General features: G+C 59.1%; 21 protein-coding genes and 3 pseudogenes. 6 read left to right on the top strand and 18 right to left on the bottom strand.

The window, feature by feature from the left end:
- Positions 1–3: 3 nt before the first annotated feature.
- The 5 genes from JHD07_RS01760 to JHD07_RS01740 are packed head-to-tail and all read right to left on the bottom strand — an operon-like array spanning position 4 to position 6,166.
- Positions 4–1,611 carry a carboxyl transferase domain-containing protein gene (locus JHD07_RS01760; protein WP_024343087.1) on the bottom strand — a complete coding sequence of 536 codons (1,608 nt, stop codon included), beginning with the start codon at positions 1,609–1,611 and terminating at the stop codon, positions 4–6.
- On the bottom strand, positions 1,608–2,999 hold the full coding sequence (locus JHD07_RS01755) for an AMP-binding protein (protein ID WP_024343086.1): 1,392 nt from the start codon (positions 2,997–2,999) through the stop codon (positions 1,608–1,610). Before JHD07_RS01755 ends, JHD07_RS01760 begins: the two co-directional genes overlap by 4 nt.
- Positions 3,000–3,028: 29 nt before the next feature.
- Positions 3,029–4,219, bottom strand: coding sequence for an acyl-CoA dehydrogenase family protein (locus JHD07_RS01750; protein WP_245265977.1), 1,191 nt, complete (start codon positions 4,217–4,219; stop codon positions 3,029–3,031).
- Positions 4,209–4,988 carry an enoyl-CoA hydratase/isomerase family protein gene (locus JHD07_RS01745; protein ID WP_024343084.1) on the bottom strand — a complete coding sequence of 260 codons (780 nt, stop codon included), beginning with the start codon at positions 4,986–4,988 and terminating at the stop codon, positions 4,209–4,211. Before JHD07_RS01745 ends, JHD07_RS01750 begins: the two co-directional genes overlap by 11 nt.
- On the bottom strand, positions 4,985–6,166 hold the full coding sequence (locus JHD07_RS01740; protein ID WP_024343083.1) for an acyl-CoA dehydrogenase family protein: 1,182 nt from the start codon (positions 6,164–6,166) through the stop codon (positions 4,985–4,987). Before JHD07_RS01740 ends, JHD07_RS01745 begins: the two co-directional genes overlap by 4 nt.
- A gap of 92 nt (positions 6,167–6,258) precedes the next feature.
- Here JHD07_RS01740 and JHD07_RS01735 point away from each other — a divergent pair, with 92 nt between their 5' ends.
- Entirely contained in the window at positions 6,259–8,292 is a 2,034-nt protein-coding gene (locus JHD07_RS01735) for an NADPH-dependent 2,4-dienoyl-CoA reductase (protein WP_028139153.1), read from the top strand.
- 93 nt (positions 8,293–8,385) lie between these two features.
- On the opposite strand, the gene JHD07_RS39660 is transcribed toward JHD07_RS01735, so the two are convergent.
- From JHD07_RS39660 to JHD07_RS01720, 5 genes and pseudogenes are all read right to left on the bottom strand, one after another.
- On the bottom strand, positions 8,386–8,619 hold the full coding sequence (locus JHD07_RS39660; RefSeq protein ID WP_366863932.1) for an integrase core domain-containing protein: 234 nt from the start codon (positions 8,617–8,619) through the stop codon (positions 8,386–8,388).
- Positions 8,558–8,836: pseudogene (locus tag JHD07_RS39655) on the bottom strand (DDE-type integrase/transposase/recombinase); the annotation flags it as partial. The gene JHD07_RS39660 and the pseudogene JHD07_RS39655, both read right to left, overlap by 62 nt.
- Positions 8,719–9,219, bottom strand: a complete 501-nt coding sequence (locus JHD07_RS39650; protein ID WP_366863931.1) for a helix-turn-helix domain-containing protein — start codon at positions 9,217–9,219, stop codon at positions 8,719–8,721. The pseudogene JHD07_RS39655 and the gene JHD07_RS39650, both read right to left, overlap by 118 nt.
- Before the next feature lie 307 nt (positions 9,220–9,526).
- On the bottom strand, positions 9,527–11,464 hold the full coding sequence (locus tag JHD07_RS01725; protein WP_028139154.1) for an AMP-binding protein: 1,938 nt from the start codon (positions 11,462–11,464) through the stop codon (positions 9,527–9,529).
- Positions 11,465–11,542: 78 nt separating this feature from the next.
- On the bottom strand, positions 11,543–12,304 hold the full coding sequence (locus JHD07_RS01720; protein WP_024343080.1) for a glucose 1-dehydrogenase: 762 nt from the start codon (positions 12,302–12,304) through the stop codon (positions 11,543–11,545).
- A gap of 119 nt (positions 12,305–12,423) precedes the next feature.
- Here JHD07_RS01720 and JHD07_RS01715 point away from each other — a divergent pair, with 119 nt between their 5' ends.
- Entirely contained in the window at positions 12,424–13,812 is a 1,389-nt protein-coding gene (locus tag JHD07_RS01715) for a TetR family transcriptional regulator (protein WP_024343079.1), read from the top strand.
- Here JHD07_RS01715 and JHD07_RS01710 read toward each other — a convergent pair.
- The 7 genes from JHD07_RS01710 to JHD07_RS01680 all read right to left on the bottom strand — a co-directional run bounded on the left by JHD07_RS01710 (position 13,809) and on the right by JHD07_RS01680 (position 20,559).
- A complete protein-coding gene (locus JHD07_RS01710; RefSeq protein ID WP_049820517.1) occupies positions 13,809–15,005 on the bottom strand; it encodes a phenylacetate--CoA ligase family protein in 1,197 nt (398 codons plus the stop codon). The genes JHD07_RS01715 and JHD07_RS01710 overlap by 4 nt on opposite strands.
- Positions 15,006–15,030: 25 nt before the next feature.
- On the bottom strand, positions 15,031–15,840 hold the full coding sequence (locus JHD07_RS01705; protein ID WP_024343077.1) for an enoyl-CoA hydratase/isomerase family protein: 810 nt from the start codon (positions 15,838–15,840) through the stop codon (positions 15,031–15,033).
- Between the two features lie 37 nt (positions 15,841–15,877).
- Positions 15,878–17,029, bottom strand: a complete 1,152-nt coding sequence (locus JHD07_RS01700; protein WP_024343076.1) for an acyl-CoA dehydrogenase family protein — start codon at positions 17,027–17,029, stop codon at positions 15,878–15,880.
- On the bottom strand, positions 17,026–18,138 hold the full coding sequence (locus JHD07_RS01695) for an acyl-CoA dehydrogenase family protein (protein WP_024343075.1): 1,113 nt from the start codon (positions 18,136–18,138) through the stop codon (positions 17,026–17,028). The genes JHD07_RS01700 and JHD07_RS01695 overlap by 4 nt, the downstream gene beginning before the upstream one ends.
- Complete coding sequence (locus tag JHD07_RS01690; protein ID WP_024343074.1) at positions 18,135–18,584, bottom strand: MaoC/PaaZ C-terminal domain-containing protein; 450 nt, start codon at positions 18,582–18,584, stop codon at positions 18,135–18,137. Before JHD07_RS01690 ends, JHD07_RS01695 begins: the two co-directional genes overlap by 4 nt.
- Positions 18,581–19,198 carry a transglutaminase family protein gene (locus JHD07_RS01685; RefSeq protein WP_230646583.1) on the bottom strand — a complete coding sequence of 206 codons (618 nt, stop codon included), beginning with the start codon at positions 19,196–19,198 and terminating at the stop codon, positions 18,581–18,583. Before JHD07_RS01685 ends, JHD07_RS01690 begins: the two co-directional genes overlap by 4 nt.
- Positions 19,199–19,608: 410 nt before the next feature.
- Positions 19,609–20,559, bottom strand: a complete 951-nt coding sequence (locus JHD07_RS01680) for an AMP-binding protein (protein ID WP_049820505.1) — start codon at positions 20,557–20,559, stop codon at positions 19,609–19,611.
- On the opposite strand from JHD07_RS01680, the gene JHD07_RS01675 reads away from it, so the two are divergent.
- Positions 20,552–21,379, top strand: coding sequence for a hypothetical protein (locus tag JHD07_RS01675; protein WP_245265976.1), 828 nt, complete (start codon positions 20,552–20,554; stop codon positions 21,377–21,379). The genes JHD07_RS01680 and JHD07_RS01675 overlap by 8 nt on opposite strands.
- A gap of 83 nt (positions 21,380–21,462) precedes the next feature.
- Here the strand turns inward: JHD07_RS01675 and JHD07_RS01670 are convergent.
- Positions 21,463–21,597: pseudogene (locus JHD07_RS01670) on the bottom strand (ABC transporter ATP-binding protein); the annotation flags it as partial.
- Here JHD07_RS01670 and JHD07_RS01665 point away from each other — a divergent pair.
- The 3 genes and pseudogenes from JHD07_RS01665 to JHD07_RS01655 all read left to right on the top strand — a co-directional run.
- Positions 21,539–22,303: an AAA family ATPase gene (locus JHD07_RS01665; protein WP_245265975.1), complete on the top strand. Its 765-nt coding sequence runs from the start codon at positions 21,539–21,541 to the stop codon at positions 22,301–22,303. The pseudogene JHD07_RS01670 and the gene JHD07_RS01665 overlap by 59 nt on opposite strands.
- A gap of 139 nt (positions 22,304–22,442) precedes the next feature.
- Entirely contained in the window at positions 22,443–22,751 is a 309-nt protein-coding gene (locus tag JHD07_RS01660) for a hypothetical protein (protein WP_155248780.1), read from the top strand.
- Between the two features lie 232 nt (positions 22,752–22,983).
- Positions 22,984–23,124, top strand: a pseudogene (locus JHD07_RS01655) (PAS domain S-box protein); the annotation flags it as partial.
- Between the last annotated feature and the right edge of the window lie 54 nt (positions 23,125–23,178).

The following is a 23,178-nucleotide window of genomic DNA, read 5'->3' as shown; positions in this document are numbered from 1 at the left end:
CACCTAAAACCGAAAAACGCCGAAGTGACTGTCGACCTTCGGACGTCGGGAAGCTACATCCAGAAGCAGCGCCAGCACATCGCGCGTTTCAGCGGGTTCGATAACGCCGTCGATCCAAAGATTCGAAGCGAAATTGTACGCGTCTTGAAATGACTCGTACTCCCGGCGAATTGGAGCTTTAAAGACCTCTTCCTCTTCGGCCGTCCAAATTTTACCTTCGCGGTCATTGATCTGGGCACGCACTTGGGCCAGCACGCTCGCTGCCTGCTCTGGCCCCATGATAGCCGCGCGTCCGTTCGGCCAGGCAAACATGGCGTCCGGCTGAAACGGTCGGCCCAACATCGCGAGGTAGCCCGCGCCGTAGGAGCCGCCGGTAATCACCGTAAACTTCGGCACGCGGGCCGACGACATAGCAGTGATCATCTTGGCGCCAGCCTTAGCGATGCCCGCCTGTTCCACTTCGCGACCGACCATGAACCCATTAACGTCGACGAGAAAGACCAGCGGAATGTCGCGTTGCACGCATAGATTTATAAAATGAGCCGCTTTCAGAGCTGCATCGACGAAAAGCACTCCGTTGTTGGCCAGGATGCCGACCTCATGGCCGTGAATGCGAGCCCAACCAGTTATTAATGTGTCGCCATACAGCGGCTTGAACTCGTGCAATTCGCTGCCATCGACCAGCCGCGCGACGATTTCGCGATTATCCGTCGGTACCTTGGCGTCACGACTGACGATGCCGTAAATTTCATCAACCGGATAAACGGGAGGCTTCGGAACGATGGGGATTTTCCGAGGACTGGTCTTTTCGCCCAGATGTGCCACGATTTGCCGAGTAATCGCCAGCGCATGGGCGTCATTCTCGGCCAAGTGGTCGGTCACGCCGGAGATCGCGCAATGCATCTTCCCGCCGCCCAAAGTCTCGGCGTCGACCTTCTCGCCAGTCGCGGCAAACGTTAATTCGGGCCCGCCAAGATACATAAATCCTTGCCCGCGCACGATCACGACCTCATCGCATAATGCCGGGATATAGGCACCACCCGCGGTACATGGTCCCATCACAACAGCAATCTGCGGTATGCCATCGCCCGACATGCCCACTTGGTTGTGGAAGATGGAGCCGAACTGGCCTTCGTCGGGAAAAATATTTGCTTGTTCGGGCAGAAAAGCCCCACCACTGTCGACCAGTGTGATCACTGGCAGCCGGTTGGTCCAAGCGACGCGCTGGGCGCGAACGTGTTTCTTGCTCGTCATCCCGAAATAAGTGCCGCCCTTTACGGTGGCGTCGTTTGCAATAATCATGCAATGCCGGCCCTCGATCATGCCGATGCCGGTAATGATGCCAGCGCCAGGGGGCACGCCTTCATATTTATTCAAGCCCGCAAGTTCACCCAGTTCCAAAAAGGGGGTGCCTGAATCAATCAGCCGTTCGACGCGATCACGCGGCAGGACCTTGCCCTTCTCCTCGTGTCGCTCCCGTGCCTTCAGCGGGCCGCCGGCACGTTGCTCCAGCCGCAGTTCGTGCAGCCTTTTGATTCTCGCGCGATAGTGCGTCTCATTGGCCCGGAAATTCTCCGAACCCTTATCGAGAAGTGATTTAAGGATTGTCATGACAGATCGGGGTATTTGCGAAGAGTGAGCGCAACCTTCGCCGCGCCGGGTTTCTCGAATGTGTCGGGCTTCACAATGCGGACGTCGGCCTTGAATACCAGCGCATCGCGAAGACGCGTCTCGATCTTGTTTCTTAGTTCGTCGTCCCTGTTGGGCGGACGGTGGGGTCCGCGTTCGACAATGATTTTGAGTGCCGACTGCGTCGTATGCCCCTCGAAATCGGCAACAACGCGGACAACCCCGTTGGTCTCGGGCATCATTTCGTTGATGATGCTGTGGATGGCTGAGGGGAAGACGTTGGCACCGCGGACAATCAGCATATCGTCGGCGCGACCGATACAACGGATCTTTGGCCCTGTTCGCCCGCACGAGCAGCTGGTGGCCAGGACGTCAATGTAGTCGCCGGAGCGGAAGCGCAGCAGCGGGCTCGCCTGACGGCCTATCGCCGTATAGACCATCTCACCCCGGGCCCCGTCCTGGAACGGGATAATCTTGCCAGTTTCGGGGTCGAGCAGCTCGGTAATAATGTAGTCCATACTGACCATGTGCATGCCCGACTGTTCGTCGCACTCGGCCCAATAGGTCACACCGAGGTCCGTGCCACCAAGTAACTCGGTGCATTTTGCGCCCCACAGCTCCTCAATGCGGCGGCGGACGGTGGGGATGCCACCGCCCGGCTCGCCACCCACGATGACCCGCTCGACGCCAAGCTGCGATGCGGGAATGCCAAGGATCTCAGGCGCTTTCTCACCCAAGTGCAGAACAAAGTTTGGCGCACCGACCACGCAGCGCGGGCGGATGTCGGCACAAGCTCGGATGAGACGGTCGGCACCGCCATCGGCACCAATCGGGATGTCGATGGCGCCCAAGTATTGCAAACCTTGCATGACCGGGATGCCGCCAACAAAGCCTTTGGCCAGCGAGAAGGCATGCAGCACCATGTCGCCGGGCCGCACCCCGGTTGCGAAAAAACAGCGTGCCGACATTTCATGCCACATTGCGGCGTCGGATTCGGTCAGAGCCACGTAAGATGGGCTGCCTGTAGTGCCGGAGGACGCCTGCATCTGAATTATATCTTCGGGCTTGGCCGCGAGGTGGAGGCCGAAAGGCTTGCGAGCGGCAAGACTGTCGCGGATCTCCGCTTTGAACGTGTAGGGCAGCTTCTGCAGATCATCGATAGTGCGCACGTCGTCGAACCTCGCACCGGCCGCGCCCAGCTTCTTCTGATAGAATTCCGAGTTGGCCTGCAAGTAGGCCATCTGCGCGATCAGCTTCTCTTCTTGAATGCGTCGGACTTCGCTGAGCGGCGTTGTTTCGATCGCATGCCAGCAGCGCGCGCTTGACTTTTCGTGAGCGTCCGCTCTTCGGAAACGCATCCCGAGATTCATTGCTTAACCTCCTTGCCGATCCGCAGCTCTCAGTAAGAGCGTGGCAGGCCCATGATCTTTTCGCCGATGAAACTCAGACAAAGCTCGCGGTTCACTGGGGCCGTGCGCAGCAAGCGCATCAGTGGATATAGCTCGTAAATGCCGGTATCTTCGGTAAACCCCGATCCGCCATGAGCCTGGAGCGCCGCATCCACCGCCTCGATGCCAGCCTCCGCCGCAGCATATTTGGCCATATTGGACGAGGCGCCAGCGGGTAGGCTGTTGTCGAATTCCCAAGCGGCGCGGCGGGTCATGAGGCTCGCCATTTCGACTGCGGTGTGGGCCTTGGCCATCGGATGTTGGACACCCTGATGCGCACCGATCGGCTGGCCGAAAACGTTGCGCTGCGACGCATAGGCGACGCCTTTATTTAGCGCGAATCGGCCAATTCCGCAGCATAGAGCAGCCAGGATGATGCGCTCGGGGTTAAGCGAGTCGAAAAGAATCGAAAAGCCTTCGTCCACTTGGCCTACAACATCTTCGGGACCAAGATCAACCTCGTCGAAAAATAGCGTCCATTGTTCTTCGGGTAGTGGAATCGAAATCTTCACCCGTTGTTTGTCGACGCCTTTCTTTTTCAGATCGACCGCAAAAAGCGTGAAGCCATCGGTCTTGCGCTTGACCTCTTCGTGCGGCTTGGTACGGGCTACTACCAAGCAGTAGTCCGCGACATCAGCGCCGGTAATAAAGGTCTTTTCGCCCGATAATGAAAAGCGGTTACCTCTTTGCCTTGCCAATGTTCGAGCCTTGATCGTGTTCGAACCAGCTCCGGGCTCTGTGATCGCAAAACAGAACTGGATTTCGCCACGACAAGCCCGCGGCAGGAGCTCCTTTTTCTGGAACTCGCTTCCATGGTTCGCAATATGCGCCAAGGACATGGTCGGCCCGACGACCATCATCAGAAGCGGAATACCGTGATTGGCCGTCCCCTCCATGAACAAAGCCATCTCAGTCATGCCGAGGCCGGCCCCGCCAAACTCTTGAGGCACCATAAGCCCCAGAAATCCATCATCGGCGATCTTAGAGAACATCTCTCGCGGAAAAACATGCCGACGCGCATGATCGAGCCAATAGGCGTTGTCGAAACGCTGTGCCAACTGGGCGCCGTATTCGTAGATCTGGCGCTGCTCATCGTTCAAGTTGAAATCCATATTGAACTCCGACGCGATGTTATTGTTCAAATCTCGGCTCGCGGCGATTGGCGAAGGCATCCAGCCCTTCGGCCACCTCCGCTCCCGGCAGGTGGCGCAATGCAGCGTCGCGCTCAAGACGCATGCTTTGGTCGAGCGTCAGTTCCAGACCCTCGCGACCCAGCCGTTTCATCTCAGCCATGCCCTGCCGCGAGCGCGTGCCGATCTTCTGGCAGTAAGCCAAGGCCGCGCTGTGGAGTTGATCATCGGCCACGACATAGTTTACGAGTCCAGCCTCCTTGGCCTCGTCCGCCTTCAACCAACGCGCAGAGAACATCAGATCGAGCGCTCGGCGCAGTCCCATAAGACGGACCAACCGCTGACTGCCGCCCCAACCCGGAATGAGACCGAACTGCGCATGCTGATCACCAAATTGCGCGGTCTCCGCCGCGAAGCAGACGTCGCACGACAGCATCAATTCGATGCCCCCCGCCAGGCACAGCCCCTGGACCGCCACGACCACCGGCAGGGGACTCTGCTCGAGCCGGCGCAGCACGCTCATGCCGAAGCCAATGAAGTGGTCGAGCGCCGCCGGATCGTCCATCTTGCCCTTGACTTCGACGAGGTCAGCACCGGTGCAGAAGTGTTTGCCCTGTGAGCAGATCAGAATGGCCCGAACAGAACGGTCAGCCTCGAATTTCACGCGAGCCGCGTCTATGAGTTCGTGCACCTCGAGCGAGAGACAGTTGAACTTCTCCGGCCGGCTCAGCTCGATGATCCCGGTGCTGCCTTCACTTCGGATATTGACCGGGACGCTCATTTCGCCGCCCCCTTCGCTCTCTTGTCATATTGGAGCGCCACACGCCCAACCCTCTCGCGCGCGATGACGAGCTTCTGGATTTGCGCCGTACCGTCGCCGATTTGGAGCCCGAGCACGTCGTTGTAACGCTGGTGGTGTGGTAGATCCGTCGTGTAGCCGTAATGTCCGTGCAAAATCAGGCACTGCTGCATAATCTCGCAAGCCGTCTTAGGCACATACCATTTACACATGGCCGCCTCGGCCGTATGCGGCATGTTGCGATCGCGGAGATCGAGGGTGTAATAACAAAGCTGGCGCATCATCGTTAGTTGCGTCTCGGCCTCCGCGAGCGGGAAGGTGACGCCCTGATATTGGGCCAAGGGCGCGCCGAACGCCTCGCGTTCCTGGACATAGGCCCAGGTCTCGTCGACAGAGGCCTGCGCCGGACCGAGGCACTCCAGCCCGATCAGCGCGCGGCTATAGTCGAAGCCCGCCATGATGGTCCCGAAGGCTCGGTCCTGTTCGCCCATCAAGCATTCAGCCGGCACATGGACATCATCGAAGAAAACCGAGCCACGGCCGACCGGCTTGGTGCCTATATCGTCGAAGTGAGTCCGCTTGATCCCCCTTTCCGTCAAGTTGACAAAGAAAGCGCTGACGCCACGCGACCCGCCTTTTGGATCGCCGGTGCGGGCGAAGACAACTGCAGCGTCTGCCTGCGCAGCAAAGCTCATGGAGGTCTTTTCGCCATTCAGCCGCCAGCCATTACCTGACTTCTCGGCGCGCAGCTGAAGATTTGCCGCGTCCGAACCGCCGCGCGGCTCGGTGAGGCCAAGTCCGATCACCGCGTCCCCTGCAATCACTCGCGGCACCCAATCGCGGGCGATGTCCTCCGAGGCGTGTTTTGCGACCATGCCGCCCATGAGCGATCCCAGGAGTTGCACGTAGCTGACGTTGAAATCGGCATAGGCGATCTGTTCGGTGATCAACCCGGCCGTGACGGAGCTTTCACCCATTCCGCCAAACTTCTCAGGAAGATCCGACGCAATCAAACCGAGCGAGCCCATTTCACGGATCAGTCCCCGATCGAGGACATGGCCTTTGGCGCGCTTTTGATAGCCATCTGCCAATCTTTCGCGTGCAAAGCGCCGTGCGACCTCCCGAAAGGCGAGCTGATCTTCGGTCGGCTGAAAGGGCATTGAATGATCCTCCCGCGGAGCGTCTTAAATCGACTTTCCAAGAAACCTAACAAACGTTAGAATAACCGGCAAGTGCCAAAGGGAGGATAATTATGAACACGACGGCTTCGTCGACCTACGCCAGACTGCTTTCGCCACTCAAGGTCGGGCGCCATGAAATGCGCAACCGGATCATCATGGGTTCCATGCACACCAAGCTCGAGTGCAAGCCCGACCCGATCGCCGCGCAACTTGCCTTCTATGTCGAACGTGCGCGCGGCGGCGTTGCGCTCATCGTCACTGGCGGGTTTTCGCCTAACGCCGAAGGCGTGCTTGACGCTCAAGGACCGCGGCTCGACGATCCCGAAGAGGCCCAGGCGCTTCGCCCGATCTGCGATGCAGTACATCACGAGGGCGCTCTCATCTGCGCGCAGCTCCTTCATGCAGGGCGCTACGCGAAGATTGCGTGCTGCGTGGCGCCTTCCCCAATTCGGGCACCAATCAACCGCCATATCCCGCGCGAGATGCTCGATAGCGACATCCGGCGCACAATCAGCCAATTCGCCGAGGCGGCAGCGAACGCGCAGGCTGCAGGCTTTGACGGTGTGGAGATCATGGGATCCGAGGGCTATCTCATTAACGAGTTCACGGTGACCCACACCAACAAGCGCGAAGATGCTTGGGGCGGCAGCGCGGAGAACCGCCATCGTTTTCCTGTCGAGGTCGTGCGCGCGGTGCGCCAGCGCTGCGGTCCGGATCTACTGATCATCTATCGCATTTCGGCTGCCGATCTCATCGAAGACGGCGCACCGGCAGACGAAATCGCCGCCCTTGCCCGCAAGGTCGAGGCCGCCGGCGCCGACATCATCAACACTGGCATTGGCTGGCACGAGGCCCGCGTGCCTACTATCGCCTACCCCGTGCCACGAGGAGCTTGGCGCAAGGCCGCCGCACGGGTCCGCGCTGCCGTCTCCATCCCCGTGGTCGCGTCCAACCGCATCAGCACCGCGGAGATGGCCGAGGACATCCTCGCGAGCGGCGATGCAGATCTCATCTCTATGGCGCGGCCAATGCTGGCCGATCCGTTCTTCGCCAACAAGGTCCGCGATGGACGAGTGGACGAGATCAATACCTGCATCGCCTGCAACCAGGCTTGTCTGGACTACATCTTCTCTGGCCGCGCGGTGAGTTGCCTTGTAAATCCTCGCGCTGGCCGCGAGTCCGAGCTGCGCGATACGCCCGCGGAGGTCCGGAAAAAGATCGCCGTGGTCGGCGGCGGCGCGGCGGGGATGGCTACGGCAACGGAAGCGGCGCGACGCGGTCACTTTGTTTCATTGTTCGAAGTTTCTCAAACGCTCGGAGGACAGCTTACGCTGGCGCGCGCAGTTCCTGGCAAGAATGAGTTCGACGACACTCTGCGTTACTTCCGACGCCAGGTAGACAAGCACGGGGTCAACCTGCATCTTGGCCGCCGCGCCTCCCCCGAGGATCTGAGCGGGTACGATCATGTGGTGATTGCTACCGGCGTCAGCCCCCGCATCCCCGATCTGCCGGGCGTTGACCATCCCAAGGTGGCAACCTATGCGGAAATCCTATCGGGCACACGGGTCGCGGGAAAGACCGTCGCCATCGTGGGCGCTGGCGGGATCGGCTTCGACGTGGCCGAGTTTCTCGTCACTCCCACCGCCGAGGCTAACGGCAGCGAGGCTTTTTTCGACACTTGGGGCGTGGATGGAAATTTCTCCGCGCCCGGCGCGCTCAAGGCTGATCCGCAGGCACCGGTGGACGGCACCCGCAAAGTCGTCATGCTGCAGCGTAAGACCACTAAGCCCGGTGACGGACTCGGCGTTTCCACAGGCTGGATCCTTCGCAACGCGCTACGCAAATACGGCGTCGAGATGTTGGGCGGCGTCAGCTATGAACGAATCAACGATGAGGGCCTACACATCAAGATCGCCGGCCGACGTCAGGTCATCGCAGCTGACACGATCGTGCTTTGCACCGGGCAGGAATCTGAGCGCGCGCTTCACGCCGCACTGATTGAGCGCGGCATCCCGGCCACAGTAGTCGGCGGGGCCAAGGAAGCCACCGAACTCGACGCCTTACGCGCGATTGACGAGGGCATCCGGCTGGCACAATCGCTTTAAGGGTGGATGATATCGTTTGTTGACATTGGTCTATGTAGGGCCTCAAGAGGTTGTTCCTGGCTAAACCGAGTCGGCTGATGGGAGTGTTGGCCTTCAGACTACCATGCGGCCGATGCCAATTGTAGCGATGAGCCAATGCACCAGCTCGGCTGATCGTTGATTTGAGTTCTGGTAGGCGCGGGCATATGCCCATTCGCGAAGGGAAGTTTGGATGAAGCGCTCGGCCTGGCCGTTGGTCTTCGGTGTATATGGCCTGGTGAAGATTTGGTGAAAGACCAAGGCGCCTGCAAGCTGCTCGGAACATCCTTGAGCGGTAGCACGAGCCATTATCAGTCATCACGCGCTCGACGCGGACTCCGAGCCTGGCAAAGTAAGTGACAGCGGCCTCAAGAAAAGCCACTGCACTTTCCTTGCGCTGATCGGCCATCACCTGCACGAAGGCGATGCGTGAAGCATCGTCGATGCAGACATGGACGAACTCCCAGCCGATGCCATGGTGGCGATTGATCGCGCCGGGATACCGCCCGGTGATGCGATGTCCCACAGAGCCGATCCGGCCGAGCTTCTTGATGTCGAGGTGGATAAGCTCGCCGGAGTGCTCGCGCTCATAGCGGCGGATCGGCTCGGCCGGCTCCAGCGCGGCCACCTGTTCAGGCCGAGCCGGCGCAGGATGCGGCTAACGGTTGCGGGCGATATTCCGATTTCGGCAGCGATCTGCCTGCCCGTGTGGCGCTGCCGACGCAACGCCTCGACAGTGGCACATGTAGCTGCCGGGGTTTGGCCTGGCAATGAATGGGGCCGTGAGGAACGATCCCGCAGCCCATCGACGCCTTCTGTGCGGAAGCGGGTGACCCACTTGGCGACAATCGTTGGTGATGTTGAATTGGCGCGTGGCTGCGGCCTTGCTGAGCCCTCCTTCAACAACACTGCGCACCATGGCCTCTCGACCTTTGGGCGTCAGAGGCGCATTCTTGTGAGTGTCCATTCGATCCCCCGCGAATCACTGTGTGTTTGGCGACATCAGCGTTCACGGTTGCGGTCGAATGGACAACCTCCTGAAAGCTCACAGCTAGCCCGCTCGCAGCGGGCCGTCGGCATTGCGGCCAAGCTATCGAAAAGAAACCTGTTGGGGCACCGCGCCTCGAAGGACCGACAATACCATACCAAAGCGGCGGATCCCCCTTGGCGGGGCGGTCGATGAGTTGCAGCCTGTCGCTCCCTTCCAAGACGGCGTTCAGCGGCCTTTGTTCCTCAATGCAGCGATGGGAGCAATGACCTCGGGATTCTGCAACGGCGACAGGTCGCCCGGCTTCTCGCCCAGAAACGCCGCGCGGACGACGCGGCGCATGGTCTTCATACTGCGAGTCTTTGGCAGCGCCTCGACAAAGTGTATCTCGCGCGGGCGGAAAGGTTGGGAGACCGCGGCGGCTACATTGTCCTTCAGTTGCTCCACCAAGGTGTCGTCGGTTTTCACGCCGGCGGAGGGTACGCACACGCACACCACAGCGAAGCCTTTCAGATCATCCGGCGCTGCGATTGCCGCAGCATCGATCACCTTACCAGTGCAAGTCAGCGCGGCCTCGATCTCGGTCGGGCCGATACGTTTGCCGGCGATGTTGAGCGTGTCGTCCGAACGGCCGAGAATGAACCATGTTCCGTCGGAATCGCGGCGCGCCCAATCGCCATGCCGCCAAATGCCGGGATAATCCGACCAATAGGTCTCGAGATATCGCGAGTGATCCTGCCAAATCGTGGGCGTCAGGCCTAGCGGCGGTTTGGTGACCACCAGTTCGCCCACTTCGCCATCCCTCGCCTCGGACCCGTCCGGTCGTAGCACTTTGGCCCCGACGCCCAACGCCTCGCTGGAAAAACCGCAGGGCCGCAACGTGTGAAGCACGGTCGACGTCAGGATTGCGCCAAAGAGCTCAGTACCGCCGGAGATGTTGAGTGGCGCAGCCCTGCGGCGGCAGATGTGTTCTAGATGCCAAAGCCAGGCATCCTCGGTCCAGGGCTCGCCAGTGGAAGCGACGATGCGCAGCGCGGAGAGGTTGTACCGCGTCAGCAGACCGCGATCGCTTCTCATGAACTGTCGCACCAAGGTGGGCGCGACGCCAAGATGGGTAACGCCATGTTCGCTTGCGAGGCGCAGCAGGCGGAACGGGTCGTCCGGCGTGGAGGGCGCCCCTTCGGCCAGCACCAGTGTCGCGCCCGCCAGAAGCGTCGAGATCAGGGTCAGCGGGCCCATAACCCAGCCCATATCGGTCATCCACAGGTGCCGGTCCTCGCGCTTCAAGTCGAGGCACAACAAGAAATTGGTCGTTGCCGCCGCCTGCACACCGAGATGCGTGTGAACCACCCCCTTGGGCCGGCCGGTTGTCCCAGAAGTGTAGGCAATCATCAGCGGCGCATCTGATGCAACCGGAACAGGTGCAAAATCCGCCTTTGCGGCCCCGACTGTGGCAGCCCAGTCCAGATCCCGCCGTGGGTCGGCGGCGCTGCCGCCGAAGCGGCGCAGGCTGATCACCGTGTGCACGCTGGATACGTCGGCCAGAGCCTCAACCAGCACGGATTCCATGGGAACAGGCCTGCCGCGACGCCTACTCGCATCGGCCGTCAAAACCGCTTTGGCCGTGCAGTCGTTCAAGCGTGCCGCCACGGCCGGCGCCGGGTATCCGGAGAACAGGGGGACGGCGATAGCGCCGAGCCTCGCAACGCCCAGGAGGGCCGCTTCGATCTCGGGCACCATCGGCATGTAGATGCCAACCGCATCACCCGCGCCTACGCCGCGGGCGGCCAGGGCGCTGGCAACCCGGGCGCTTTCGCAGGCGAGATCGCGGTAGGTCCAGACGCGCCGTTCCCCGTCTTCGCCGATCCAGTCGATGGCGGCTTTTTCCCCGAGCCCAACTTCGATACGAGCGTCAAGGCAAGTCTCGGTGAGGTTGAGAGTGGCGTCCGCGGCCCAACGGATTCCGGCTAGCCCACCGCTCACGTCCCGCAACGTTCGGTAACGACGCGAAAAGCGCACGTTCGCAAGATCGAGAATTTGTGACCAGAACCAATCGGGTTCAGCGTCGGCCCACTCGACGAGACTTTCGTAATCTGTCAGGCCGCAGCGCGTGAGAAAAGCTCGGATCGCGCTGCAGTCCTGGATGTCTTTAGATGGCGTAAACATACCATTTCATCCGATACGGTATCTCGGCACGGTCCGGCCGTATCAATCCACAAGTTGAGGGCGCCGCCGTCGCGCGCGTCATCCATGCATCGTCAGCCCGCCGGAGACCGAAATCACTTGGCCGGTGATGAAACCAGCGTCGTCGGAGGCAAGGAAGCAGATGATCCCCGGGTAGTCGGTCGGTTGCGCGAGCCGTCGCATCGGAATGGAACGCTTGAGACCTTCCGCGATTTTCTCGCCACCTTCGCCCTTCGAGAATTCGGCGAAAAGCGGTGTGTCGGTCGGCCCTGGGGCCACGGCATTGAGCTGTATTCCCTTGCGCGCCAATTCCCGCGCCACTGTCTTGGTGAAGGCGATAATGCCGCCCTTGCAGGCCGAGTAAACAGCTTCGCCTGAGGAGCCAACGCGGCCCGCGTCGGAACTGATATTGACCACGCGCCCGCCTCCGTTTCTAACCATGCCCGGAAGTACCGCGTGATGCATGTTCAGGGGACCGTAGAGGTTAATGTCAATAACCTTTTTCCAGAGCGTTGCGTCGGATTCCAGGAAAAGTCGAGGGACGTCCCAGCCGGCATTGTTGACCAGAACATTGATGGGCCCGCCTTTCTCCACCTCGGCCACAGCCGCATCGACTGCCGCACGTTCGGTGATGTCAACGGCGTGGGCAGTCGCTTTGCCACCTGCGTCCCCTATGATCTTCACAGTTTCAGCCGCACCCGCGGCATTTGTGTCGAATACGGCGACCTCGCTGCCTTCTTCGGCGAATCGCTTGCATACTTCGCGTCCGATCCCGCTGCCGCCGCCGGTTACGATTGTCCGCTTCCCTTTTAGCCCGCGCATGGTTATCACCCCTCCCTTCCGCGGATACGCCATCGGTGTTCTACCTTAGGCGACCAAATTCTAACGTATGTTAGATTATCGCACTTGCTATTTCGATGTCTAGAGGCAAATTACACAATATGAATTCGCCCTCACCGCAGCTTGGAACTACTGGAAAAAATCATGGCAAGTCGGAGCAGACGCGCGCCCTCATCCTGAGCGCCGCCGCGAAGCTATTTCGAGATGAAGGATACGATGCCACGACGCTCCGCAAGATCGCGAAGGCTGCGCGTATGGAGGCGGGTAGCCTATATTATCACTTTGCGTCGAAGGAGGCGATCTTCGACGAAATCCTTCGATTGGGCGTACGGCACGTTTTCGACGCCGTGCAGAAGGTCCGAGAGGATTGCCGGCTCTCCGGCAGGGATTTCCGACAGACATTCGCCTTGATGATCGACGCGCACCTGACGTACTTCCTGAAAGAAAGTGATTTCACTTCGGCAAATATCCGAAATTACTCGAGGCTTCCCCAGGACATGCGTGTGGCCCATCGGCCACTGCGCCAAGCCTACACCTCCGTGTGGGACAATTTCTTGGCAGAAGCTCAAGCGGCCGGGGACATTAGGAGCGACATCAAAGTCGTACCGCTGCGGCAGTTCGTGCTGGGAGCGATGAATTGGACAGTCGAATGGTATGATGCGACGCGCTATCCCGTAAGCATGCTGTCTGAGCGCCTTTGTAAACTTCTCTTGGACGGAATGTCCACCGCACGCGGCATGCCATTGAAACAGCCAGCTCCAATCGAACTGGAAACCCTGGACCTGATTGATTCCGACGACAGCAAATCATCCCGCACCCGCGTCCAAGTGCTCTCCGCTGCAGCGCGGATTTTTCGCGACAGAGGGTACAAGGCCGCAACAATGCGAGATATCGCGCAAGAAGCCGGCATGGAAGCAGGCAGCATCTATTATCATTTTAGTTCAAAGGATGAGATACTCGACGAAGTGCTCGATATTGGATTGCGAGCGGTCCTGCGCGGAATGTCGTTGACCATTTCGAAGACACATCAGTTTCCCGATCACCGCAGCCGGATCGCCGCAGCGATCCGTACCCATATGGAGTACCTCTTTCGTTTGAGCGAATTTACGTCTGCGAATATCCGCATCTACGGGCAGCTACCCAAGAAGGTGCGAGCACGTCATCAGCCAATACGACACAAATACGCGAACCTTTGGGATGACTGCTTACGCAAAGCGCAGGAAGCGGGTGAGCTGCGCTCCGATATCAAGGTTGTGCCTTTGCGGCAGGCCATGCTGGGAGCGCTCAACTGGACTGTAGAGTGGTTCAATCCTGAAAAGGGCCAACGCGATGGATACTATTCGCTGTCTGAATTGATTGTGATGTTGCAGAGCCTGCTGTTGGATGGCCTTCAGTACGATGCCGGTCCTTCGTTTCATCATCGCGACTTGCCCTCTACGAGCAAACGAACGAGGCGGCGCGCCTTGCGCGCTGGATCTCACGCCGGCTAAGCGTCTTTCTTGTTTACAATCAGCGACGCGTTCTCCTCCAGGAGATCGATGAATTCCACGCCATCGGCCCGGATTCGTGCACTGGTGGCAAAAGCTTCGATGGCACGTGTTTGGGCCATAATACGATCGGCGCCGGGCTCGGCGACGAGCAAGAGGCGCACAGTATCACGATCGTTCTCGCATGTCACAACCGCCTGGGCGGCGCGCACGCCCGGGGTCGCGATAACCACCTCTTCGATGGCGCGGGGGTAGACGAAAATCTCACGGACTTTTACGGCCGCGCCGACTCGTCCCTGCAAGGCCGAAAGACGCGTAACGCGACCATCTCCGTCACTCTCAAGAGCGAAGCCGCTATCTCCGGTGCCGAAGCGGATCATCGGCCAGTTGGCGTCGCGTGCGGTCACCACGATCTCACCGGTTTCGCCGGCGGCCAAGGGTTCCCCACTGATGGGATCGCAGATCTGCACCACGTGATTGGGATGCGCAACATACCCTTCGCCGTCATCCTCATAAGCCACAAGACCCAGATCGGCCGTCGCATAGGCGGCCCAGGTTGTAACGCCATAGTCCGCTTCGATACGACGCCGTTTCGCCATCCAGTTGCCCATCTCGCCGCCGAGGAATGCTGATCTGACCTTCCAAGCGTTCCGCCCATACGCCTCGATTACCGTATCCGCCAATGTAAGGAAGAATGCCGTGCTGGCGCAGACCGCGGTCACGCCGGTTTCAACGATGATCTGCGCCTGCAGCTCACGGTTTCCCGTACCACCGGGAATGACCGTCGCGCCGACTGCACGCGCTGCTTCGTCGAACAAAAGACCTGCCGGGACCAGATGATAGGACCATGTGTTCAGGAGGAGATCGCCCACCGTGATCCCCGCAGCCTTGAACAGCTCCTCGAGGCCGTGCCCGCCACCTCCCGCCAATGAGGGCTCGAAGATCGGCCCGGGCGACACATAGATCCGCGACAGGCTTTCGAGATCGGCTGCGAGAAAGCCTCCAAAGGGCGGATTTTCCCTTTGGAGTGCCAGGAGCTGTTCTTTCTTCAGAACCGGCAGGCGAGAGAGATCCCTCAATGATCTGATGCTTGCCGGGTCGAAACCCGCCGCATCGAAGCGTGCCTTTAGGCCGGGCGCCTTACGTGCCGCCTGGCCATAGGCTGCAGCGATCTTCCGGTAAATCGCGTCGGGCATATGCTCTACCTCTCTCCCGCGCAAACTAAATAGGGCAGTCCTTGCGAAAATTCGGAGCGCGCTTCTCCCGATGTGACAGCACGCCTTCCTTGACGTCAGGGCCCATGAAACCCAGCATCTCGAACGCAGTGGAAGCGTCGAAGATTGGCCCGGCCTGGCGCAACCAATTATTCAGTGAATATTTCGTCCAGCGGATCGCGCTTTGCGCGCCGTTTGCCAACTCAACTGCAGTGTCGAGAGCGACTTGCTGCAGTTGATCATCGTCGACACACATGGATACCAAGCCAATGCGCTCGGCCTCTTCGCCGGAGATTGCCTTGCACGTCAGAAGATAATACTTTGCCTTGGCCATGCCGCAGAGCAGCGGCCAAATGATCGCCGCTACGTCACCTGCGGCAACCCCCAGGCGGGGGTGCCCGTCAACAATCTTGGCTCGCTTGCCTGCGATCGACACGTCAGCCAGAATTCCGACAACGAGCCCCGCACCCGCGGCTGGGCCATTGATCGCCGAGATGATAGGCTTGTTGCAATTGATGATGTTGTAAACGAGATCCTTGGCTTCCTTCCAGGTTCTCATCATCTCGTCGAAGTTGCCCGCTATCCTTTCGATCAGGCTGAAATCTCCCCCCGCCGAAAACGCCTTGCCAGCCCCCGTCACGATAACCGCGTTGATGTTGGGGTCGCGGTCGACATCAATCCACATGTCGGTCATTTGCGTGTGCGTTTCCGCATCCACGGAGTTGAAGGTTTCGGGACGATCGAACGTGATCCGAAGAACACGGTCCGCCGGATAGTCGAATTTCAGTTTGTTGTATTTGGCATAGCTGTCAGACATGGGTGCTCTTCCTCCTTCAATGTAGGGCAATTATCTATCAGCCAGGCAAGCCGAGAACAGCTTTCGACAAGATATTGCGCTGGATCTCATTCGTCCCGCCGTAGATCGTGGTCGGTCGCGCCTTGTAGAAGTTCGCCAGCACGTCAACACCGACATTGCCGAGCTGTAAGGGACCGATCAGGCCACCGTCAGGTCCGGCGGATTCGATCATGAGTTCGGTAATCTCTTGGAACGTCTCAGTGACCCAGATCTTCAGCATCGACACGTCGGGACCGAGCATTTCGCCGCGCTTGAGTTGGTCGGCGAAGCGGCTATAGAGCGCCGCGTGATCCTCAACATCCAGAGCGACTTTCGCAAAGCGATCGCGGAACACCGGATCGCTGAACATGCAGCGCCCTTGCGCAATCGTCCGTAACTGAACAAGTGCGTTTTGCGCCAGGTTGGGCGCACCGATGAAGATTCGCTCGAAGCCGAGCAGGGCCTTGGCCATCGTCCAACCCTTGTTCAGTTCGCCAACCAGGTTTTCGCGGGGCGCGCGAGCATTGTCGAAGAATACCTCGCAGAACTCGTCTTCACCCGCGAGCGTCGTGATCGTGCGAACTTCGATGCCCGGCTGGTTCATTTCGGCGAGCAAGAAGCTGATGCCCTCCTGTTTTGTTCGCGCATGAGAATCGGTGCGCACCAGCATAAAGATGTGCGTGGCGTCATGAGCCATCGTGGTCCAGATCTTCTGCCCATTGATCACGAAATAATCGCCGTCGATCACGGCACTCGTGCGCAGACTGGCGAGATCGGACCCCGAGCCCGGCTCGGAGTAGCCCTGACACCAGATGTGCTCACAAGTAAGGATACGCGGCAGCCAGTAGTGTTTCTGCGCCTGGGTGCCAAACTTGATGATAAGGGGGCCGACCATCTGTACACCCATGTCGCGGCCCCGCGTCACGCCCCAGCGCTGCTGCTCTTCATAAAAGATGAGGAGCTTCGAAGCTTCCAGACCCATGCCGCCATATTCGACCGGCCAAGCAGGCGCGACCATGCCCTTGGCGTAGAGCTTCTCGTGCCATTGGCGGATCTCGGCGAACTTCGCCCGATGCGGCAGATGGCGTAGCTCTTCGGGATACTCGGTCTCGAAGAAGGTGCGAACCTGGCGGCGGAACGCTTCGTCACTCAGTGCATTCCAGTCGGTCATCGACCTGCCTCATTTGCCTCAAGAGCGTCCATCCAACGAGCCCGGTGGTAGGCGGCATCCCCGAGCCAGGCCGAAAGCACAAGCGCACGGTTCAGAAACAAGCCGATGTCGAACTCGTCCGTATAGCCGACTGCACCGTGGAGTTGAATCGATTCCCGGGTGATCCTCTTGGCCGTGCTGCAGGCGCGAGCTTTGGCGCGGCTCGCCTCACGTATGCGCGCACCCTGATCGGCGCTCACATCCATCCGTGCCAGCGCCTCGCTCACCCCCGCCTCGGCCACCTGCTGAGCGACATACAGGTCTACGGCGCGGTGCTGGATGACCTGAAACGACCCGATTGGCTTGCCGAACTGCTCGCGCGTCTTCACATAATCGAGGGTCAGTTCGAGTGCTTTAGCGCTGACGCCGACCAGCTCGGCGGCGGCGAGCGCCGTGGCGTCGGCGACGACGGTGGACAACGCTTCCGATACCACCGAGCCTTCGGCCAGCAATTTACCTGGGGCGTCGACAAAGCCGATGTCGCAGAGCTGGCTTCCGTCGGACTGTCGCCGCAGCTCCGAGTAGATCCCCTTGCCATCAGCGTCGAGGGCAACGAGAACGGGCTTCGAATCATTTTGCGCAACCACGAGCAATTGATCCGCGCCGACGGCCCCGGCAATCCAGGCCTTTGAGCCGTTCAGCACTTTACCGTCGAAACGGCATGCCATTTGGTCAGAGTAACCTCGAAGACCACGTTCCTGCCACGCGAGGGCGCAGGCGATTTTGCCACTGATAGCCGTAGCGAGCATCGCATCGCCAGGACATACCCGTTGAATCATTCCGATCGCAAGTGCGATGGCTGACACCACCGGTTCGGGCGTGAGCGCGCGACCAACTTCTTCCACGATCACACCGGCCGCTGTAAGTCCCATGCCAAGTCCGCCGACCGCTTCTGGGGCGGCGACACCGAGCACGCCAGCATGGGCCAGTTCGTTCATCACCTGTCGGTCCCAGCCCTTGTCGCGAGCGTTACGGGCGCGTGCGATGCCGCCCGCGCGCTCAAAGAGTGTGCGCACGCTTCCGCGCAGCATCCGCAAATCGTCCTGTGAATGCGCCCTCACATTGCTCATGACGGCGGCCCTGCCTTTCGCTTAACCATCGCGGCGGTATCGACGGTCAGCACGGGCTCTCCTGCCATGTTGCGCGCTTCGACACGGTAGCTGACGACACCCCGATCGGGCTTGGTTTGGGAGGGCCTCACTGCCTGCATCTTCAATGTAACATCAAGCGGCTCATTCGCCCGCACAGGCGCGTTCCAAGATAGTCTCTCGAAACCCAAACCACCGATGTTTGCGACCCCCGTCATGAAGTCCCGCATAATCGGCCTGAATACGAGGAGGAGTGTCTGGAACCCCGATGCGATCAGACCGCCATGGATTTGCTTGGCATAGTATTCATCCGTATGCAGCCGCTGCGGATCCCATTCCCTGGCGAACGAAATTATCTCGTCCTTGCTTAAGGGAGGGGTGCGGAACGCAAAAATTTGTCCGACCTTGAAATCCTCCAAGTACTTCACGGCCGATGCCCTTCCTCCGTCGGCGCAAAACCATCGTCAAAGCCGCTCTGCCCCGCGATCCGGCAACGGTTGAATTCCTCCAACTTGGGATAGGTTGCTTTGAACGCCGCCAGGAATTCGTCGATTGGCGCATCCACGTACAAGCCCCGGTCATGAACATATTCCATGTGCCTCTGATTCTTTTCGTCGAACTCGTGAAACAGAGCGTCAGACGTCCCGTCGAAGAGAAGAGGCTTTACTCCGAAGCGCTTGCATAGCTCCATGTTGAAGGCCGGCGTAACCTTGTAGGGCCTCCCGTCGAGCCACAGCTGCACGTATCCGTGGTAAATGAAGAGATCCGTTTGCATCAGCTCGGTTAGCTTTGGCGTATTCAAATGGTTACGAACGTCGGCGAAGCCCAATGCAGCGGGAATGCCAACAGCACGTAGGCAGGCGGTCAGCAAGATCGCCTTGGGCACACAAAAAGCAGACTCCGCCCCTGCCACCACGCTAGCGCGATAAGCATCGGGGCTCAGTTCAAACGTGTAGGGATCATATCGGATGCCATCGCGCACCGCTTCGAACAGTCGGATTGCCTTTTCGGTATCGGAAGCGCTGGAGTTCAGGTTGCGCAAAGCAGACTCTACGAAAGCCCTCACCTCGGCGCTATCGCTATCGACAAAGTTTGTCGGGGAAGTGAACCACGCCGGATCTGCCGGCGGTTGATGATCCGCGCTAGACATTATCCACCCCTTGAAGCAACTTTTCTAACATACGTTAGATTTACTCCATCGTATGCAGGCCTGTCAACGGTGCACGAAATCTTGATTTCCGCTTAATGAGATGGACGTTCGATCCGCCTCGGCCGCTCCCTCAATTGTGGAGATCTATTCGCAGCGGCCCCACTGGCAGTTCCGCGTCGACCCTATTGAAATGCCGGCCCTCCGTACCGATCGACAACCTCGGCGAAGCGGTCCGGATACCTTCACCGGCATGTTTCTCGATCGAGGTAAGTGCGCGAAGCCAGGCTACCGTCCTGCTAGTTTTAGGCTTGACTGGCTGTGGCGGCGCGCCGCATCCGATCGATGAGACGGTCAGCGAGATCCTCGACCACGAGCCGGTACGGTCTAGGGTGACCAAGACAAACGCTGTGCTTATCAAATTCCGCGATGATCATCCGCTGCGCTGTGGCGGCTGCTGAGGTCTGCTCGAGCTCTGTTTTTCGGGCAACACAGCGTAGTGACGTCTTCCGAATTTTCCCCGTCGCCGTCATCCGCATCTCTTCAATGAACACGACATCATCCGGCATCCACCAACTGGCGATTCTCGGCCTTAGATAGTCGAGCAAGCCCTCCTTCGTCGGCGAAGTCCCGGGCACGGGAACAATGATCAGCAGGGGCCGCTCCTCCCATTTTGGATGGTGCACGCCGATGACAGCGGCCTGACGGACTTCGGGATGCCCGCACACCATGTTCTCGATATCGGTCGACAAAATCCACTCTCCTCCAGATTTTATGACGTCTTTTGTGCGATCCAGAATCTGAAGAAAACCGTACTCGTCCAGCGCAGCCACGTCCCCAGTGGGAAACCAGCCCTCCTTGTCCATTATTGGCAGATCTTCCTGCTTGAAATACGCCTTCGCCGTCCAAGGACCACGTACCCACAATGCACCTTGCCGGCTTCGTTCTGGAGACGCGGTCACGCTTTCATCGCTTACGAGCTTGACCTCCACTCCGAATAACACGCGCCCGGCCTTCAACATTATTTCTCGTCGAATCGCTTCCGGCAGGGCCGCCGCAGCCGGCGTTTCCGTGCAAAGCGCCCCAACGGGGCTCGTCTCCGTCATTCCCCAGAGTTGCATGATTTTGCAGCCGTACTGGGTACGCATGCGATCGATCATCGCTGCGGGCACGGAGGACCCGCCAATCACAGCACGCTTCAGACTATCAATACGCTTGCCGCTGCGATCTAGATACTCCATCAGCATCGTGACCATTGTCGGTACGCCCGTGGTGAAACTCACCCCTTTCCGACTCAATAAGAGACTGCATGATCTCACCATCAATTTTAGGCCCAACGAGAACCAAAGCCGCACCGCAAAGCGGAGCAATATAGGGAAGGCCTCCGGCGTTGACGTGAAACATCGGCGTCAACGGCATCGCGACGTCATGAACGGAAATCCCATACGCGTTGGTGTGGGCGGCATTCATGGCGTGCAGCACCGTCGGCCCGCTGTTTACGCTCTATGGCACCTCCTTTCCGATCTATCGCGGTTTAATGATGCTCGTTGCGTCGCTCATGTGCTGTCAATTTATCTCGCTCTGACAAGGACACGTGTGGGCCTCGTCGTTCAGGCCGCCTTAACACACCCTTCCATGGTCGAGGCACTGGGCCACAACGTTCCCCGCGTGTTTACGCTGGTGTTTGCAGGAGGCTGTGGTCTCGCCGCGCTCGCGGGTGTGATCGGGGGCAATGCCTTTGTCACCGAGCCCGGCATGGCCGCCACTGTCGGCAGCATCATCTTCGTTGTTGTGGTCGTTGGTGGGCTAGGCTCGCTCGCCGGCGCCCTGATTGCATCCCTCTTGATCGGAATGGTGCAGACCTTTGCGGTATCGCTGGACTATTCTGTTCTCACCCTGCTGACGGCGCTCGGAATCCAAGAGACCGCGCTGCGCGGCACCGTTCTCCGCATTACCGTTGCACAGATGGCACCGATGCTGCCATATATCCTGCTGGTCCTGGTTCTCATTCTCCGTCCCAAGGGCACCGAAATTCCTCTATTTCTCAGCTCAACCAAATACTCGCCGACAAGGTGAACAATGCGGGGGCCGAGTCCTTCCGTGGGCTCATCGATTATGATCATGTCTGGATTTCCCATAAGCGTCCTGCACAGCGTGAGCATCTGCTGCTCGCCACCTGAAAGCACCCCCGCGGGGATATATCGGCGTTCTTTCAGATGCGGGAAAAAGCGATACATGTCGTCCAAGGACCACTGGGCTTTCGATGAGGCACCTCTAGGCTTCTTCTCGCCCAAGATAAGATTCTGTTCCACGGTAAGGGCCGGAAATATGTCGCGGCCTTCTGGCTGCGTGATGGTCATCGTTGACACCCTAACAAGAACGTTCGGTCCGGGCGACCAGCATCAATCACGCGACATGGGACGATACGTACAGTCGATAGATGTTCTTAGCCGCGCGACTGGTGCTCACGTTGTCATAATTCATCATTCGCCTTGGTCTGATGATCGCGGCAAAGGGGCAATCGATTTGGACGGCGCGATAGACGTTTCGTTCGGCATAAAGGCGACGGGTAGCGGGGCTGCAAAGCAATACACGTTTGAATGCACCGGCGCTAATGATGGGCAGGACGGCGTAATCACGCATTTCAAGCTGGAAAGCGTCACGCTCGGTATAGGCCAGGACGGCGACGAAACTTCCGCGCCGATTGTCGTGCAGATCGATGGACAGAAGCCTCCAAAGGTGGCCGAAGCAGCGCTTTCTTCATTGAGCCGAGCTATCGAGGCGCGAGGTGAACCGTCCTCTGAAGCCCCGACCATGGTCGTGCATCCGAACGTCTGGCGTGAGCAGTACTACGCCGATTGCAGAACAACAGAACCGGACGCTAAGGAAGACACTCTCAGCAAGCGTTTTCGGCGTGCTGAAGCCGAACTAAAGCGCGACGGCAAGATTGTGCTATATCGCGACCTCTACGGCTTGCCGGACGCCGTTCTTCTTCACTAGCCGAGCCGGACATGTCCCATTACATAAAAATTATGTCCGACTGAACCCGAAAGCGGCTGGACGGACATGGGATATATTACATATCCCTTGTCCTGTCCGGCTGCGGTTGCCGGGCTGGGTCAGTCGCCAAGGATGCGTCGTGAAATATCGAGTCCTGATCGACGACAATTATAAATTTATGGATGAATCCGAACGCCTCAACCATGGCACGTTCGAGACCGCTGAAGAGGCGTTGGCGGCCTGCCGAGCCATCGTCGATGAATGGCTTGCCGAAGCATTTAAGCCAGGTATGTCCGCAGACGACTTGTGGCAGTCCTACGTGGCCCATGGCGATGATCCCTTCGTAATGCCGGTCAATCCTAAAGACGCACCAGCGGTCAGTTTTGACGCCTGGGAGCATGCCTGCCAGCGCTGCCAAGCGATGGGTAGGGGGGACGTTAATCCCTAGCCGAAGAACCTACCGTACCGGCCCATAGGAAACAATTCATATCCGCATAATGGGGAGTCGCGGAACGGCTGAAGCGCCTGCGTCACCGCCCATTGCTCTGGTTGCGCCTGCCCGCGCCTATCGTGAAAATACGGGGATCGTCACCAGGTTAGCAATTCCTTTACGAGGTCGGCACATCCTTACTCGATTGCTGAGTGGAAGGATTTGCCATGTTTCGCCGGAACAATAGTCCATCGAAGATGCCTTGGCTACCGCCCAAGCAGTTGATCGGTCCCAAGCCATCATCGAATTCAAGCTTGATGGGACGATCATCAAGGCGAACGACAACTTCCTCAAGGCGGTCGGCTATTCGCTTGCAGAGATTCAAGGCAAGTGACCTGCCCCTGAGTTTTCATCCAGAGGCAATTAGAGTCTCGGGGGTTTGTAC

This window comes from Bradyrhizobium sp. (assembly GCF_016462955.1).
GTDB lineage: Bacteria > Pseudomonadota > Alphaproteobacteria > Rhizobiales > Xanthobacteraceae > Bradyrhizobium.
Note: the sequence above shows the minus strand (reverse complement) of the source record. Positions and strands in the feature narration are given on the sequence as shown.

Excerpts from the sequence above, each read along its gene's own strand:
- JHD07_RS01715 (WP_024343079.1), top strand. The coding sequence starts at position 12,424 with ATGAATTCGCCCTCACCGCAGCTTGGAACTACTGGAAAAAATCATGGC.
- JHD07_RS01735 (WP_028139153.1), top strand. The coding sequence starts at position 6,259 with ATGAACACGACGGCTTCGTCGACCTACGCCAGACTGCTTTCGCCACTC.
- JHD07_RS01720 (WP_024343080.1), bottom strand. The coding sequence starts at position 12,304 with ATGCGCGGGCTAAAAGGGAAGCGGACAATCGTAACCGGCGGCGGCAGC.
- JHD07_RS01755 (WP_024343086.1), bottom strand. The coding sequence starts at position 2,999 with ATGAATCTCGGGATGCGTTTCCGAAGAGCGGACGCTCACGAAAAGTCA.
- JHD07_RS01740 (WP_024343083.1), bottom strand. The coding sequence starts at position 6,166 with ATGCCCTTTCAGCCGACCGAAGATCAGCTCGCCTTTCGGGAGGTCGCA.
- JHD07_RS01665 (WP_245265975.1), top strand. The coding sequence starts at position 21,539 with ATGTCGTCCAAGGACCACTGGGCTTTCGATGAGGCACCTCTAGGCTTC.
- JHD07_RS01700 (WP_024343076.1), bottom strand. The coding sequence starts at position 17,029 with ATGACCGACTGGAATGCACTGAGTGACGAAGCGTTCCGCCGCCAGGTT.
- JHD07_RS01745 (WP_024343084.1), bottom strand. The coding sequence starts at position 4,988 with ATGAGCGTCCCGGTCAATATCCGAAGTGAAGGCAGCACCGGGATCATC.
- JHD07_RS01760 (WP_024343087.1), bottom strand. The coding sequence starts at position 1,611 with ATGACAATCCTTAAATCACTTCTCGATAAGGGTTCGGAGAATTTCCGG.
- JHD07_RS01680 (WP_049820505.1), bottom strand. The coding sequence starts at position 20,559 with ATGGTCACGATGCTGATGGAGTATCTAGATCGCAGCGGCAAGCGTATT.
- JHD07_RS01725 (WP_028139154.1), bottom strand. The coding sequence starts at position 11,464 with ATGTTTACGCCATCTAAAGACATCCAGGACTGCAGCGCGATCCGAGCT.
- JHD07_RS39660 (WP_366863932.1), bottom strand. The coding sequence starts at position 8,619 with ATGGCTCGTGCTACCGCTCAAGGATGTTCCGAGCAGCTTGCAGGCGCC.
- JHD07_RS01705 (WP_024343077.1), bottom strand. The coding sequence starts at position 15,840 with ATGTCTGACAGCTATGCCAAATACAACAAACTGAAATTCGACTATCCG.
- JHD07_RS01710 (WP_049820517.1), bottom strand. The coding sequence starts at position 15,005 with ATGCCCGACGCGATTTACCGGAAGATCGCTGCAGCCTATGGCCAGGCG.
- JHD07_RS01695 (WP_024343075.1), bottom strand. The coding sequence starts at position 18,138 with ATGAGCAATGTGAGGGCGCATTCACAGGACGATTTGCGGATGCTGCGC.